Raw genomic sequence first — 15,069 nt, forward strand, 5'->3', positions numbered from 1 at the left:
TCACTACTGCTTGTCCAGCACCGCCTGCATCACGGCCTTGGCGATCGGGGCGGCGAGGCCGCCACCGGAGATGTCGTCACGGCGGGCGTTGCTGTCCTCGACCACGACCGCGACGGCGACGGGCGAACCGTTGTCGTCCTTGGCGTACGAGATGAACCAGGCGTACGGGTTCTTGCTGTTGTTCTCGCCGTGCTGGGCGGTACCGGTCTTGCCACCGACCTTGACGCCGTCGATGGCCGCGTTGCCGCCGGTGCCGTTCTCGACGACGTTCTCCATCATCTGCTGGAGCAGCTGGGCGTTCTCCGCGGAGATCGGCCGGCTCATCTCCTCGGGGTCGTTCTGCTGGATGGTGTCCAGGTCCGGGGAGACCAGCCTGTCGACCATGTACGGCTTCATCAGCTTGCCGTCGTTGGCGATCGCCGCCGTGACCATCGCCATCTGGAGCGGGGTGGCCGCGGTGTTGAACTGACCGATGGAGGACTGCGCGTTGCCGTCCCGGGTCATCGTCTTGTCGTAGACGGAGGCGGCGGCACGCACCGGGGTGTCGATCTCCGGGTTGTTGAAGCCGAACCGCTCCGACATCTCGACCATCCTGTCCCGGCTCACGTCGTCGCCGAGCTTGGCGAAGACGGAGTTGCAGGAGACCTCCATGGCCTTGTTCAGGGTGGCGTTCTCGCAGCCGCTGGCGTGGTTGACCATCGGCGTCTTGGTGCCGGGGAGGATGTACGGCTCGGGGGTGTCGGTCGGATCGTTGATGTCCTTGACCGCGCCGTACTCGAGCGCGGCGGAGGCGGTGACGACCTTGAACGTGGAGCCGGGCGGGTACGTCTCGCGCAGCGCGCGGTTCAGCATCGGCTTGTCACTGTCCTTGGTCAGTGACGTCCACGCCTCGCCGTCCTTCTTCAGCCGGCCGGCGAAGGAGGAGGGGTCGTACGACGGGGTGGAGGCGAGGGCGAGGATCTTGCCGGTCTTCGGGTCGATCGCCGCGACGGCGCCCTTCTTGTCGCCGAGACCCTCGTAAGCGGCCTTCTGGGCCTTGGCGTCGAGGGTGGTGAGGACGTTGCCGCCCTTCTTGTCGTCGCCGGTGAACATCGCCATCGTGCGGTCGAAGAAGAGCTGGTCCGAGTTGCCGCTGAGGATGCCGTCCTCGAGCTTCTCGAGCTGGTTGGCGCCGAAGACCTGGGAGGCGTAACCCGTCACCGGGGCCCACATGGGGCCGTTGGTGTAGGTCCGCTTGTACTTGTAGTAGTCGTCCTCGGTCTCGACGGAGCCGGTGATCGCCTTGCCCTCGACGATGATGTTGCCGCGTTCGTGCGCGTAACGCTCGATCTCGACGCGCTTGTTCTTCTTGTGCGTGTTCAACTCGTCGGCCCGGACGTACTGGAGCCAGTTGTCCCGGATCATCAGGGCGAGGACCAGGATTCCGCAGAAGATCGCGATCCGGCGCAGGGGTTTGTTCACGGTCGGACCACCTGGGTCATCTCGGCGTCGGGTGACGGGGCGGGCGAGGGCGCGGGACGGCGCGCGGTGTCGCTGATACGGATCAGGATGCCGATCAGCGCCCAGTTGGCGATGACGGACGAACCACCGGCCGCGAGGAACGGCATCGTCATACCGGTCAGCGGGATCAGGCCCATCACACCGCCGGCCACGACGAACACCTGGAGGGCGAAGGCGCCGGACAGGCCGATCGCGAGCAGCTTGCCGAACGGGTCACGGGCCGCCAGCGCGGTCCGTACGCCGCGCTCGATGATCAGGCCGTACAGGAGCAGGAAGGCCATCACCCCGGCCAGCCCCAGCTCCTCCCCGACGGTCGCGAAGATGAAGTCGGAGTTGGCGGCGAAGGCGATCAGATCGGAGTTGCCCTGCCCCCAACCGGTGCCGAGGGTTCCTCCGGCGCCGAACGACATCAGTACCTCTGTCATCTGGTCGCAGGCGAAGGCTGTGCTTGTGCCCGGCTCGGCGGTCTCCAGGCATGCGAAGGGGTCGAGCCAGGCGGCCACACGGGCCTGGACGTGGCCCGCGAACTGGGAGACGACGACGGCGCCGACCATGGACATCAGCAGACCCATGACGATCCAGCTGGTCCGCTCGGTGGCCACATAGAGCATGACCACGAACATGCCGAAGAAGAGCAGCGAGGTGCCGAGGTCGTTCTCGAAGATCAGAATCAGCAGGCTCATCGCCCAGATCATCAGGATCGGACCGAGGTCGCGGCCGCGCGGCAGATACAGCCCCATGAACCGGCGGCTGGCCAGGGCGAGTGCGTCCCGCTTCACCATCAGGTAGCCGGAGAAGAAGACCGCGATCACGATCTTCGCGAACTCGCCGGGTTGGATGGAGAAGCCGGCGACCCGGATCCAGATCTTGGCGCCGAAGATCGGCACGCCGAGTCCCGGGACCAGCGGCAGCAGCAGCAGGACGATGGAGGCCGCCATGGAGATGTACGTGAACCGCTGAAGGACCCGGTGATCCTTCATGACGAGCAGCACACCGACGAAGAGCGCGATGCCGAGCGCCGAGTACATCAGCTGGTTCGTCGCCTGCGGAGCGAAGTCGTTCCGTGCGAGCAGCCGCGGCGACTGGTCCAGCCGCCAGATGAGCACCAGGCCGAGACCGTTCAGCAGGGTCGCCAGCGGCAGCATCAGCGGGTCCGCGTACTTGGCGAATCTGCGCACCACGAGGTGGGCCACGGCGGCCATCAGGCCGAGGCCGAGGCCGTATCCCATGACCCCAGCGGGGAGTTCGCCGTCCAGGGCGAGGCCCACGTTGATGTAGGCGAACACCGGGATGGCCACGGCGAAACCGAGGAGCATCAGCTCCGTGTTCCGCCGGCTCGGCGCGTCGATCGCGCCGATCGTGGTCGTGTTGGTGACAACGCTCATGGTGGAGAAGGCCCCCTACGGCCGATTACTGCTTGCCGCAGTTCGAGGCCAGCTTCTGCTCCTCCTCCGAGAGGGTGGGACCCGGGGAGGGAGAGGCTGCGGTCGGCTTGGTCTTCGCGTCCTGGGTGGCGGGTGTGCCGGCGGTGCCGCCGGCCTGGCCCTCGCCCGGAGGCGGGCTGCTGGCGCGGTCGGCCGCCTCGCGGCGCTGCTCGTCCTTCTTGCAGGCCGCGGCCTGCTTGGCGAGCTCGTCGACCTTCGCGCGAGCGGTCGTGAGGCTGTCCTCGGTGATCGTCGCCTCGACCTGCTTGCGCTGGTAGGGCGGTAGGTACTTGAGTTCGATCTCGGGGTGGTCCTTCTGGACCTCCGAGAGCGAGACCCAGGCGAGGTCCTGGCTGATGCCCCGGTACAGGGCCACGTGCTCGCCCTTGGCGCCGACGTAGTACTGGGTCTGCGTCCAGCGGTAACCGCCGTAGAGACCGCCGCCCACGACGGCCAGCGCGAGAACGATGAAGAACGAGCGCTTCAGCCACTTCCGGCCGCCGCCCCGTTTGGCGAAGTCGTCGTCGGTGTAGGTGCCGAGACTGCCCTCGGGCGGCATGCCGCCGTACCCTCCGGCGTCGCCCGAGCCGGGCGGGCCGAAGCTGCCGTTCGGAGCCTTCGGCGCGGCGGGGCGTCCCAGCCCCGCGGCGCGGCCGGCGGGCGTCTGCATGGCGCCGCCGTCGTTCAGCTGGTGCTGGTTCTCGGCGACCGCGCCGACGACGACCGGGGTGTCGCTGAGCTGACCCGCCAGGGTGTCGCCCGTGTCGGTGTCGAGGACGTCGGCGACGATGCAGGTGATGTTGTCGGGGCCGCCGCCGCGCAGCGCGAGCTGGATCAGGTCCTGCACGGTCTCCTGCGGGCCCTGGTAACTGGCGAGCGTCTCCTCCATCGTCTGGTGGGAGACGACGCCGGACAGGCCGTCGGAGCAGATCAGATAGCGGTCTCCGGCGCGGACCTCGCGGATCGAGAGGTCCGGCTCCACGTGGTCGCCACTGCCCAGCGCCCGCATCAGCAGGGAGCGCTGCGGGTGGGTGGTGGCCTCCTCCTCGGTGATCCGTCCCTCGTCGACCAGGCGCTGCACCCAGGTGTGGTCCTGCGTGATCTGGGTCAGCACGCCGTCGCGGAGGAGGTACGCGCGGGAGTCGCCGACGTGCACCAGGCCGAGTCGCTGGCCCGTCCACAGGAGGGCGGTGAGCGTGGTGCCCATGCCCTCGAGCTGCGGGTCCTCCTCGACCATCATCCGGAGCTGGTCGTTGGCCCGCTGCACGGCGGTGCCGAGCGAGGTGAGGATGTCGGAGCCGGGCACGTCGTCGTCGAGCGTGACGAGCGTGGAGATGACTTCGGACGAAGCGACCTCACCGGCCGCCTGCCCACCCATGCCGTCGGCGATGGCCAGCAGACGGGGACCGGCGTAACCGGAGTCCTCGTTGCCCTCGCGGATCATGCCCTTGTGCGATCCGGCGGCGAAACGCAGAGAAAGACTCATGCGGACCTCACCCGTCGGCTCGCCGGGCGACTGTCGCGCCAGCCGGTCTCGAGCCACACTGCCCACCCTCCGGTCGGGAGCAGCCCGTGCAGGTCACCGGTGGGGACCGCTGCGGCTCGCTCGCTCCGCTCGCTCATTGTCGTACTACTTCCGCAGCTCGATGACGGTCTTGCCGATGCGGATCGGCGCGCCCAGCGGAATCGGTGTCGGGGTGGTGAGTCGGGTCCGGTCGAGATACGTGCCGTTGGTGGACCCGAGATCCTCGACGATCCACTGGCCGTCACGGTCCGGGTAGATCCTGGCATGCCTGCTGGACGCGTAGTCGTCGTCCAGCACGATTGTTGAGTCGTGCGCCCTGCCCAGGGTGATGGTCTGGCCCTGGAGGGCGACGGTGGTACCCGTGAGTGTGCCTTCGGACACGACGAGTTTCGTCGGCGCCCCCCGCCGCTGGCGGCCTCCGGCCTGCTGCCGCTGCTGCGGCGGTGCGGCGTTCTGGCGCTGCTGCTGCGGACGCGGCTCGGCGCCGCGGCGCGAACCGCGCTGCGTCACCCGCGTCCCGAACAGATCGCTGCGGATGACCTGGACGGCCACGATGACGAACAGCCACAGAACAGCCAGGAAACCTAGCCGCATGACCGTCAGGGTCAGCTCTGACATTGCCCCCGCTTCACCCTTCGGCTTGCCGGTAAACGATGGTGGTGCTGCCCACGACGATCCGCGAGCCGTCGCGGAGCGTAGCGCGGGTGGTGTGCTGCCCGTCTACCACGATGCCGTTGGTAGACCCGAGATCCTGGATCGTCGAGGGCGTTCCGGTCCGGATCTCACAGTGCCGGCGCGATACGCCGGGGTCGTCGATCCGCACATCGGCGTCGGTGCTGCGTCCCAGCACCAGCGTCGGGCGGGAGATCTGATGGCGTGTGCCGTTGATCTCGATCCAGCGTCGTACTTGTGCACCCGGCATGGCACCGGGGCCGGGCGCCCGCTGTCCGGCCGCGGGGCCGGGCCGCGGGCCCGCGGGCGCGCCGGGAGGCGGTGCGGCCGGCATGGGAGGTGCGCCCGGGGCGCCCGCGCCGTAGGCGGGCGGCGGGTAACCGTATCCGCCGGGGGCGCCGGCCTGGGCGTCGCCGCCGAAGGGCCGACCCGCGGAGGCCTGTGGGGCGCCTGCGGGGGACTGTGACGTACTCGACGCCAGCGTCCGGCTGCGTACCCGGTAGAGGCCCGTGTCGAGGTCGTCGGCCTTCTCGAGGTGGACCTTGATCGGCCCCATGAAGGTGTAGCGCTGCTGCTTGGCGTAGTCGCGGACCAGGCCGGAGAGTTCGTCGCCGAGCTGGCCCGAGTACGGGCTCAGACGCTCGAAGTCGGGCGTGCTGAGCTCCACGATGAAGTCGTTGGGGACGACGGTCCGCTCGCGGTTCCAGATCGTCGCGTTGTTGTCGCACTCCCGCTGGAGGGCGCCCGCGATCTCGACAGGCTGGACCTCGGACTTGAACACCTTGGCGAAGGTGCCGTTGACCAGACCTTCGAGTCGCTGCTCGAAACGCTTCAGGACTCCCATGGGGCACCTCCTCCGTCGTTGTCGCCCTGATACTGCTTACTGATCGTATCCACGCGTCGGGAAATCGGCTGGTTCCCCTTGTCTGCCCCGTCGATGAGTGTCACCTCTCACACCGGATCGTAGAGGCGGCCTCTTGACAGTGTCCCGCACGCCGGACGCATACAGGAGGAGTGGGGGACGCCGCCCTACGTTCCCCGGGCACTCGATTCCTTCCTTGTTCCTCGCTCGAGGGGTCCAAACAAACGGATGTGAATCCACCCTGTGCAGCGTGCTAATCTTCTGCATGTCGCCAGGGGGTCGGACCGGACAGGTCGGGCCACCGAAGGACAACACCCAATGCGCGGGTGGCGGAATAGGCAGACGCGCTGGATTCAGGTTCCAGTGCCCGAAAGGGCGTGGGGGTTCAACTCCCCCCTCGCGCACAGCGGAGACGGGTCTCCACCGGACGAAAGTCCTGGTGGGGGCCCGTTTCTCATGTCCGGGGCAGGATTGCGGCAGGTCTCTGGTGGTCTGCGGCAGGTTTGCGGCAGGCCTGGTACAGGTCTGGTCGCGCGCTGGTCCCGTCCGCGATGTTTCACGTGGAACATCCGCCGGGCGACCGGTGTGTCGGCCTCGGGGTTCCCCCTGGTCAATCGGGCCCGCGAGGGGTTGTCCACAGGGGGAGACGGCTGTCCGGGCTCGGCGGTACGGTCGTGGCACTTGACGGTGATGACCTTCGTCGCCGGGGGAGGCGCGGGCATGAGCGAGATCACGGCGTCGGTGCCGGAGCAGCGGCCGGATTCCGGCGGGGACGGTTCGGCGGGCGTGGCGCGGACCGGCTCGGGGAGTCCGTCCATGATCGGCGCCGGTGGGGTGTCCGGCGCGTCCGGGAGCGGCTCCGGTGGCGGGCGGCGCATTCCTGTCGTTCCGGGCTTCGCACCCCGTGCGGCGACACCTGACGGCGTGCGGTCACCGAAGGAGATCGGCAAGGCGCTGCGCGAACGCGTGCCGCGCTCTTCGCACCACGTGATGCTGCCGACGTCCGGGCGGCCCGATGCCGTGCAGGCGGTCGAGGAGTCCAGTCGCGGGCGTGTGCCGGAGCTCACTCCGATCCGGGTGGGGCGGATGGCGGCTTCCCCGTTCGCCTTCCTGCGGGGCGCGGCCGGCTTGATGGGGCACGACCTGGTGGGCACGCCGGTCACCGGTATCGGCGCACAGCTCTGCGGCGACGCCCACGCGGCGAACTTCGGGCTGTACGGGGACGCCAGAGGCCGTCTCGTGATGGACCTCAACGACTTCGACGAAACCGTCGTCGGTCCGTGGGAGTGGGACCTCAAGCGGCTCGCGGTCTCCCTGGTGCTGGCGGGCCGGGTGGCAGGGGCCGACGAGGACGTGTGCCGGGCGGCGGCCTTCGACACCGTGGGCGCCTACCGCCGCACCATGAGGTTGCTGGCCAAGCTGCCGGCGCTCGACGCGTGGAACGCGATCGCCGACGAGGAACTCGTCTCGCACACGGACGCGCGGGACCTGCTCGGGACGCTGGAACGGGTCGCGGCGAAGGCGCGCAACAACACCAGTGCGCGCTTCGCGGCCAAGGCGACCGAGGCCGTGCAGGACGGCGAGGACGGTACGGAGGGCGCCACCGGGCGCCGCTTCGTGGACGCGCCTCCGGTGCTGCGACGGGTGCCCGACGCGGAGGCCGCGGCCGTCGCCGCCTCCCTCGGCGACTATCTGACCACGGTCGGCGAGGACCGCCTCCCGCTGCTCGCCCGCTACGCGATACATGACGTCGCCTTCCGGGTGGTGGGCACCGGAAGCGTCGGCACCCGGTCGTACGTGGTGCTGCTCCTCGACCACCGCGGCGACCCGCTGGTGCTGCAGGTGAAGGAGGCGCGTCCCTCCGTACTCCTGCCGTATCTGGAATCCGTCGGCTTCCCCGCGCCGGAGCCGGTGCACGAGGGGCGCCGGGTGGTACGGGGCCAGAAGCGGATGCAGGTCGTCAGCGACAGCCTGCTGGGCTGGACGACCGTGGAGGGGCGTCCCTACCAGGTGCGGCAGTTCAGGAACCGCAAGGGAAGTGTCGACCCCGCGGCCCTGACGCCCGCCCAGCTCGACGACTACGGCCGGATGACGGGCGCCCTGCTCGCCCGCGCCCACGCCCACAGCGCGGACCCGAGGCTGCTCGCCGGGTACTGCGGCAAGAACGAGGAGCTGGACGAGGCCGTGGCGGCGTTCGCGGTGATGTACGCGGACCGGACGGAGGCCGATCACGCGGATCTGCTGACGGCCGTCAAGAGCGGTCGGACGGCCGCTGAGCTGGGGGTGTGACAGGCCCCCGGGCATCGCCCGTAGGCTGGAGCGGTGACTCAGGATGCCGCCGGGGGACCGACGACCCGGAACGACGAAGAGCAGGCCGCGCCCCACGCCGAGCAGGACCGGCCGGAGGCCCGGCTCGCCAAGGCGGTGGGGGCGGCCGAGCACGCGCTGATCGAGTTCGAGATCGCCGTCGAGACGTTCCGGGTCGAGGTGGAGAACTTCTCCAGGCTGCACCACCAGAAGCTCGGCCCGATGTACGCGCGGCTGGACGAACTGGACGCGCAGATCGCGGAAGCGCGGGCGGCGCACAGCGGTGACCCGGAGGACCTGCGCAAGGCGAAGGAGGCACGGGCCCTGGTGATGCCGATGCCGGGCGTGGACGAGCTGTTCCACGACTGGATGGATTCCGACGGCCTCTCCCCCGAGGCCGCCGCGATGCTCACCGAGCAGCCCGTGCGGGCGCCCAAGCGGGTCCGGCCGAGCGACGAGGCGCGCAAGCTCTACCGCGAACTGGTCCGCAAGTCCCATCCGGACCTGGCACAGGACGAGAGCGAGCGGGCCCGTCGCGACGAGTTCATCGCGCGGGTCAACGCCGCATACGGGCTGGGCGACGAGGCGTCGCTGAGGGAGCTGGCCGAGGAGTGGGCCGCCGGGCCCGTTCCGGCCGCGCCCCGGCCCAGCGAGCGTGACGAGCTCTATGCCCGGCTCGAGTGGCTGGCGCAGCGCAAGGAGCTGCTGACCGTGGTTGCCCGGGAGCTGGAGGAGAGCGCCATCGGAGCGATGCTCAGGATGGCGCCGGACGACCCCGACCGGCTACTGGAGGAGATCGCCGAGCAACTGCTGGCGCAGGTCGCCGAGCGTGAGGCCGACCTGGCCGGGCTGGTGAAGTAGGTTTTCTGGGGCCCTCGGTGGGGCGGGACCGGGAAGGTTCCGCCGACGAACCGGGGTCCTCATACGTACGAGAGAAGGCATCACTCATGAACTTCGCCCCGTTGCCCTCCGTGAACGTCGCGGAGGTACCGGCCGACGGCCTTGTGCTGGACGTACGGGAGAACGACGAGTGGGCGGCCGGGCATGTCGAAGGCGCGCTGCACGTCCCGATGGGCGACTTCGTGGCCCGCTTCGGCGAGGTGACCGAGGCGGTGGCCGACGGACGGCGCGCCCATGTGATGTGCCGGGTAGGCGGCCGCTCCGCACAGGTCACCCAGTACCTGGTGCAGCAGGGAATCGACGCGGTGAACATCGACGGCGGCATGCTCGCCTGGGAAGGCGCGGGACGCCCCATGGTCACGGACAACGGGATCCCCGCCTTTGTGCTCTGATCACCGCGGCCGGCCGGGCGGCCCCGGACGGACGGATGGTTCGGTCGGCGCGGACGGCTCGGGGCGGGTCGGCGCAGGGTTGTGTCCGGCCCGGCGGCGTCGCCGGCCGCTAGCCGAGCGGATGGGCGGCGAGGAGATCGCCGAGAGCCTCCTCGTGGGCGGCCGCGGGACCGAGCGAGAGTTCGAGCTGCTTGGCCCAGGCGTGATAGCGGTGGAGCGGATAGTCGACGTCCGCGCCGAAGCCGCCGTGCAGATGCTGAGCGGTCTGCACCACCCGCCGTACCCCCTCCGACGCCCAGATCTTGGCCACCGCGATGTCCGCCGCCGGCGGCAGCGCCCCCTCGGAGTCGGTGGTGATGCGCCAGGCGGCCTGCCAGAGGGTGGCCTCCATGGCGCGTAGATCGATGTACCGGTCGGCGGCCTGCACGGCCACGGCCTGGAACGTGGCCACCGGGAAGCCGAACTGCTCCCGCTTGCCCGTGTATTCGCCCGTCATGGCCAGCACCCGCTCACCCAGCCCCAGAGCCAGGGCACAGGTGCCCGTGGCGAGCAGCCCGTGGAGCCACTCCCAGGCATCCGGATGGTCGATCAGCTCCCCGTCTTCGATCCGTACCGCATCGAGCCGGACCTCCGCCAGTCGCTCGCCACTTGTGGAGACCTGTTCGGCGAGGCTGACGCCGTCGTTGCCGCGAGGTACGAGGGTGAGGACCGTCCTGCCGTCGACGGCGCGTGCGGGTACAGCGATACGGTCCGCGCACTGCGCCCACGGCACAGCCGTCTGCATCCCGTCGAGGACCCAGCCGCCGGCCGGCCCGTCGGGGCGGTGCGCGGTGACGGCGAGCTCGGCGGGACCGTGGCCGGTGCGGCCGTTGGCCGCCGCCGTGAGCACCAGGTCGCCGCGGCCGGCCTGGGGGAGGACCTCGCTGCGGAGGCCGATGCTTCCATAGCGCTCCACGGCCATCGCGACGGCGCAGGTCTCCAGCAGCGGCACGCGTGCCAGCACCTTGGCGGACTCGCGCAGCACCAGGCAGAGCGCGATGGGGTCGAGTCCGGCACCCCCATGCTCGACCGGCAGCACCAGACCGAGCAGGTCGGAGCCGGCGAGACGGGCCCACAGCGGGCGGTCGAAGTCGTCGGCGACGGCCCCCGCGCTCATCACCGGGCTCGGCACCGCATCGGGCGCCACGCCCGAGAAGACCGCCTCGGCCGCCTCCACGGCTGCCAGGTGCTCCTCGGTGAAGGTGAAGTCCACTGCTCGCTCCCTCCGCGCCACGGCCGTACCTGACGGTTCGTCAAGATAGGTCAGGCCGGGCGCGAAGGGAATGGCCGTGGAGCACGGACCGGGCTGCCGATGGGCGGCGGCCTCCCGGCCGATGGCGCCGGCCGGGCCGGTGGCCGCGCCGGGGAGATCAGCGGTCAGCGGCCATCGATCAGCGGTCGAAGTCCAACTCCACTTCGGTCGTGGCGGGATGGGACTGGCAGGCCAGGACATAGCCGGCGTCCGTCTCCTCCGGCTCGAGCGCGAAGTTCCGGTCCATGCGAACCTCGCCCGACACCAGGAAGGCCCTGCATGTGCCGCATACGCCGCCCTTGCAGGCGTACGGCGCGTCGGCCCGGCTGCGCAGCACCGTCTCCAGGAGCGACTCCCCTTCCTGGACCGCCCAGGTGCCCGACCGGCCGTCGAGCGTGGCCGTGAGGGCGGCGTGGGCCGGCGAGGCGACGGTGGTGGAGAGCGGCGCCGAGCCGTCGTCGACGTGGAAGATCTCCTGGTGGACGCGGCCGCGGTCCACGCCGAGCCCGCGCAGAGCGCGCTCGGCGGCCTGGACGAGTCCGAACGGTCCGCAGAGGAACCAGCCGTCGACAGCGGTCACCGGAAGCAGCGCCGGCAGAAGACCGGCCAGGCGCTCCTGGTCCAGGCGCCCCGACGGCAGGCCGGCCTGCTGCTCCTCGCGGGACAGCACGGTGACGAGCTGGAAGCGGTCCGGGTAGCGGTCCTTGAGGTCCGCCACCTCGTCGAGGAACATCGTGGAGGCCGCCGTGCGGTCGCTGCGGATCAGGCAGAACCGGGCTTCCGGCTCGCTCGCCAGCAGCGTCGCGGCCATGGACAGTACGGGCGTGATGCCGCTGCCGCCCACCACGGCCGCGAAGTGACCCGGCCTCGGCGGGAAGAGGAACCGGCCGGTCGGCGGCATCACCTCGACGGTGTCGCCGACGGACAGCTCCTTGAGGGCGTACGTCGAGAACTCGCCGCCGTCCACAAGGCGGATGCCGACCCGCAGCACGGGAACGCCGCCGTCCGGAGCGGCCGGGGTACAGATCGAGTAGGTGCGGCGGGTCTCCACGCCGTCCACGAGCCGGCGCAGCGCGACGTGCTGGCCGGGTGTGTGGCGGAAGGTCTCGCGCAGCCCGGCGGGCACGTCGAAGGTGACGGCCACCGAGTCGTCCGTGAGCCGTTCGACCGCGCTGACCCGGAGCGGATGGAACATCTACAACTCCTTGAAGTGGTCGAAAGGTTCGCGACAGGAGACGCACCTGCGCAGGGCCTTGCAGGCGGTGGAGGAGAACCTGCTCAGCAGCTCCGTGTCGGTCGAGCCGCAGTTCGGGCAGCGGACGGAGAGCGTCAGCGGCACCGGCTCGCCGGCCGCGTGATGACGGGGCGGCGCTATGCCGAACTCGCTCAGCTTCCGGCGTCCCTCGGCACTGATGTCGTCCGTCGACCAGGCCGGCGCGAGGACCTTGACGACCGAGACGGCCGCCATGCCGTGGTCACGCAGCACCTGTTCGATGTCGGACGTCATGGCCTCGATGGCCGGGCAGCCCGTGTACGTCGGCGTCAGTTGGACCTCGACGCCGGCGGGACCGAGCAGACGCACGCCCCGGATGACGCCGAGCTCGCCGAGCGTCAGCACCGGCAGCTCCGGGTCGGGGACCGAGCCGGCCAGCCTGCGCAGCTCCGCCTCCAGGCTGGTGTCGGCCCCGGGCGCGTCCTGAAGACGCGGCGCGTCCTGGATCTCGGGCCCGCGCTCGGCCTGAGCGTGGGCGGCCCTTCCGGCCGTTCCCGTCACCATGACGCCCCCGGGTGGCTCCGGTGCAGATGCTGCATCTCGGCGAGCATCCGTCCGAACGACTCGGTGTGCAGGCCCTGCCGCCCCGCTCCCGCGGACCAGGCGCCGGTGCGCGCACCGGACGGAACGGTCAGCGTCGCGCGCTCCAGGACCGCCGTGACCCGCTCCAGCCAAAGCCCTTCCAGGGCCGCGAGATCCACCTCGAGCCCGTCCACCGGCTGGAACATCTCGCCCGTGAACCGCCACAGCGCATCGCACGCCCGCTGCATCCGCTCGTGGCTCTCCGCCGTGCCGTCGCCGAGCCTGGCGATCCAGTGCTCCGCGTGGTCCTGGTGGTACGCGACCTCCTTGACGGCCTTCGCGGCGAGCCCGGCGAAGGGCCCGTCGCCGGCCGCCAGCCGCCCGTAGAGCAGGCGCTGGTGGACGGAGAAGTAGAACTGCCGGGCGATGGTGTGCGCGAAGTCGCCGTTCGGCTGCTCGACCAGCTGGAGGTTGCGGAAGGAGCGCTCCTCACGGAGGTAGGCCAGCTCGTCCTCGTCGCCGACGAGGGAGAGCAGCACCCGTGCCTGCCCCAGCAGATCCAGCGCGATGTTGGCGAGGGCCACCTCCTCCTCGAGGACCGGTGCGTGCCCGGCCCACTCCCCCAGCCGGTGGGAGAGCACCAGTGCGTCGTCGCCGAGAGCCAGCGCCGCCGCCGTGTGCCCCGCGGGGCGGTCCGCCGTGGCCGTGGCCGGAGGCGGGGTGTGCTGTGTCGTCGGTGTCGCGGCTGCCGGGGACATCATGGCTGCCGGGGGCGTCGAGGACGTGGTGGGCGTCGTGGTCACAGGTGCTTCACCCCTTCCGGGATCTCGTAGAACGTCGGGTGCCGGTACGGCTTGTCGGCGGCCGGCTCGAAGAACGGGTCCTTCTCGTCCGGTGAGGAGGCGGTGATCGAGGTGGAGGGCACGACCCAGATCGAGATGCCCTCGCTGCGCCGGGTGTACAGATCGCGGGCGTTGCGGAGGGCCATTTCCGCGTCCGGTGCGTGCAGGCTCCCCGCGTGGGTGTGGGACAGTCCGCGGCGAGAACGCACGAAGACCTCCCACAGCGGCCATTCGGTCGAGCTGTTCATGCCGTCGCCTCCACGGACTCGGTGTGCTGTGCCTGGCGCTTCTCCGCGTACGCGGCGGCCGCTTCCCTGACCCAGGCTCCCTCTTCGTGCGCCTGCCGGCGCTGGCTGATCCGCTGCTCGTTGCAGGGGCCGTTGCCCTTGAGGACTTCCTGGAACTCGGCCCAGTCGATGGCGCCGAAGTCGTGGTGTCCGCGCTCCTCGTTCCACCGGAGGTCCGGGTCCGGGAGAGTCAGGCCCAGGGACTGGGCCTGCGGGACGCAGATGTCGACGAAGCGCTGGCGCAGTTCGTCGTTCGAGTGGCGCTTGATCTTCCAGGCCATGGACTGCGCCGAGTGCGCCGACGCGTCGTCCGGCGGGCCGAACATCATCAGCGACGGCCACCACCAGCGGTCCACCGCGTCCTGCGCCATGGCGTGCTGCTCCGGCGTCCCCTGGGACAGGGCGAGCAGCAGCTCGTACCCCTGGCGCTGGTGGAAGGACTCCTCCTTGCAGACCCGCACCATCGCCCGGGCGTAGGGCCCGTACGAGCAGCGGCAGAGCGGCACCTGGTTGGTGATCGCCGCTCCGTCGACCAGCCAGCCGATCGCGCCGACGTCGGCCCAGGTCAGGGTCGGGTAGTTGAAGATCGAGGAGTACTTCTGGCGGCCCGAGTGCAGCTTGTCGAGCAGCTCGTCGCGGCTGGCGCCGAGCGTCTCCGCGGCGCTGTACAGGTAGAGCCCGTGGCCGGCTTCGTCCTGGACCTTGGCCATCAGGATCGCCTTGCGGCGCAGGGACGGCGCGCGCGTGATCCAGTTCGCCTCCGGCTGCATGCCGATGATCTCCGAGTGCGCGTGCTGCGCCATCTGGCGGACCAGCGTCGCGCGGTACGCGTCCGGCATCCAGTCGCGCGGTTCGATGCGCTCGTCGGCGGCCACGGCGGCGTCGAACGCCGCCTGGTACCCATCCGCAGTCACTGCCGTCATCCGGACTCCCCTACCGACCGATCGTTCGGTTCATTGACTTCAATGGTCGGTCGGCGGGCCGTAGGGTGTCAACCCTGTGGATAACCGGGGGGACCGGCGGCGATCGGGGCGGGGATGGATTCCTACGAGGACGAGAAAGGCAATGGGGGCGGAAAAGTGAGCTCCGGGCTGCCTGCGCCACGCCGTGCCCGGCAGCCGGAAGGCGCCCGACCGGACGGTCGCCGAGGGGGCGAGCCGTCGGCCGGGCTCGACGTACGCCGTTCAGGTGACGGCGTAGGCGCCGAGAGCGCCCCTGCGCGCACCGAGGGCCTTCCCGGACAGCGCGAGGCGTCCAAGGCCCCGGTTTCCG

14 protein-coding genes and 1 tRNA gene are annotated in these 15,069 nt (G+C 70.4%); 4 read left to right on the forward strand and 11 right to left on the reverse strand.

The features are described from left to right. Nucleotides 1–3 precede the first annotated feature (3 nt). The 5 genes from ACFYOP_RS16555 to ACFYOP_RS16575 form a co-directional block, all read right to left on the reverse strand. A complete protein-coding gene (locus ACFYOP_RS16555; RefSeq protein ID WP_356898029.1) occupies nucleotides 4–1,461 on the reverse strand; it encodes a penicillin-binding transpeptidase domain-containing protein in 1,458 nt (485 codons plus the stop codon). Beyond that, on the reverse strand, nucleotides 1,458–2,885 hold the full coding sequence (locus tag ACFYOP_RS16560; RefSeq protein ID WP_356898030.1) for an FtsW/RodA/SpoVE family cell cycle protein: 1,428 nt from the start codon (nucleotides 2,883–2,885) through the stop codon (nucleotides 1,458–1,460). Before ACFYOP_RS16560 ends, ACFYOP_RS16555 begins: the two co-directional genes overlap by 4 nt. A gap of 25 nt (nucleotides 2,886–2,910) precedes the next feature. After that, nucleotides 2,911–4,410: a Stp1/IreP family PP2C-type Ser/Thr phosphatase gene (locus tag ACFYOP_RS16565; RefSeq protein ID WP_356898031.1), complete on the reverse strand. Its 1,500-nt coding sequence runs from the start codon at nucleotides 4,408–4,410 to the stop codon at nucleotides 2,911–2,913. 144 nt (nucleotides 4,411–4,554) lie between these two features. After that, nucleotides 4,555–5,067, reverse strand: a complete 513-nt coding sequence (locus ACFYOP_RS16570; protein ID WP_356898032.1) for an FHA domain-containing protein — start codon at nucleotides 5,065–5,067, stop codon at nucleotides 4,555–4,557. A 10-nt stretch (nucleotides 5,068–5,077) separates the two neighbouring features. Then, nucleotides 5,078–5,965: a DUF3662 and FHA domain-containing protein gene (locus ACFYOP_RS16575; RefSeq protein ID WP_356898033.1), complete on the reverse strand. Its 888-nt coding sequence runs from the start codon at nucleotides 5,963–5,965 to the stop codon at nucleotides 5,078–5,080. Between the two features lie 338 nt (nucleotides 5,966–6,303). Here ACFYOP_RS16575 and ACFYOP_RS16580 point away from each other — a divergent pair. The 4 genes from ACFYOP_RS16580 to ACFYOP_RS16595 all read left to right on the forward strand — a co-directional run bounded on the left by ACFYOP_RS16580 (nucleotide 6,304) and on the right by ACFYOP_RS16595 (nucleotide 9,582). Next, nucleotides 6,304–6,387, forward strand: a tRNA-Leu gene (locus ACFYOP_RS16580). Nucleotides 6,388–6,799: 412 nt separating this feature from the next. Next, nucleotides 6,800–8,272 carry a DUF2252 domain-containing protein gene (locus tag ACFYOP_RS16585; protein ID WP_356898082.1) on the forward strand — a complete coding sequence of 491 codons (1,473 nt, stop codon included), beginning with the start codon at nucleotides 6,800–6,802 and terminating at the stop codon, nucleotides 8,270–8,272. Between the two features lie 33 nt (nucleotides 8,273–8,305). Beyond that, entirely contained in the window at nucleotides 8,306–9,151 is an 846-nt protein-coding gene (locus ACFYOP_RS16590) for a J domain-containing protein (protein WP_356898034.1), read from the forward strand. A gap of 86 nt (nucleotides 9,152–9,237) precedes the next feature. Then, nucleotides 9,238–9,582: a rhodanese-like domain-containing protein gene (locus ACFYOP_RS16595; protein ID WP_356898035.1), complete on the forward strand. Its 345-nt coding sequence runs from the start codon at nucleotides 9,238–9,240 to the stop codon at nucleotides 9,580–9,582. A 109-nt stretch (nucleotides 9,583–9,691) separates the two neighbouring features. Here the strand turns inward: ACFYOP_RS16595 and ACFYOP_RS16600 are convergent, their stop codons facing one another. The 6 genes from ACFYOP_RS16600 to paaA form a co-directional block, all read right to left on the reverse strand. After that, entirely contained in the window at nucleotides 9,692–10,834 is a 1,143-nt protein-coding gene (locus tag ACFYOP_RS16600; protein WP_356898036.1) for an acyl-CoA dehydrogenase family protein, read from the reverse strand. Nucleotides 10,835–11,012: 178 nt separating this feature from the next. Then, the gene (locus tag ACFYOP_RS16605; RefSeq protein ID WP_356898037.1) at nucleotides 11,013–12,068 is read right to left on the reverse strand and encodes a 2Fe-2S iron-sulfur cluster-binding protein; all 1,056 of its coding nucleotides are present in this window, start codon (nucleotides 12,066–12,068) and stop codon (nucleotides 11,013–11,015) included. Next, nucleotides 12,069–12,650, reverse strand: coding sequence for a 1,2-phenylacetyl-CoA epoxidase subunit PaaD (gene paaD / locus ACFYOP_RS16610; protein ID WP_356898038.1), 582 nt, complete (start codon nucleotides 12,648–12,650; stop codon nucleotides 12,069–12,071). It abuts the gene before it with no gap. Continuing rightward, a complete protein-coding gene (paaC, locus tag ACFYOP_RS16615) occupies nucleotides 12,644–13,426 on the reverse strand; it encodes a 1,2-phenylacetyl-CoA epoxidase subunit PaaC (RefSeq protein WP_388451874.1) in 783 nt (260 codons plus the stop codon). Before paaC ends, paaD begins: the two co-directional genes overlap by 7 nt. 41 nt (nucleotides 13,427–13,467) lie before the next feature. Continuing rightward, nucleotides 13,468–13,758, reverse strand: coding sequence for a 1,2-phenylacetyl-CoA epoxidase subunit PaaB (paaB, locus tag ACFYOP_RS16620; RefSeq protein ID WP_356898040.1), 291 nt, complete (start codon nucleotides 13,756–13,758; stop codon nucleotides 13,468–13,470). After that, nucleotides 13,755–14,720 carry a 1,2-phenylacetyl-CoA epoxidase subunit PaaA gene (gene paaA / locus ACFYOP_RS16625; RefSeq protein ID WP_356898041.1) on the reverse strand — a complete coding sequence of 322 codons (966 nt, stop codon included), beginning with the start codon at nucleotides 14,718–14,720 and terminating at the stop codon, nucleotides 13,755–13,757. The genes paaB and paaA overlap by 4 nt, the downstream gene beginning before the upstream one ends. Between the last annotated feature and the right edge of the window lie 349 nt (nucleotides 14,721–15,069).

The sequence above is a fragment of the Streptomyces sp. NPDC006294 genome (assembly GCF_042870895.1).
GTDB lineage: Bacteria > Actinomycetota > Actinomycetes > Streptomycetales > Streptomycetaceae > Streptomyces.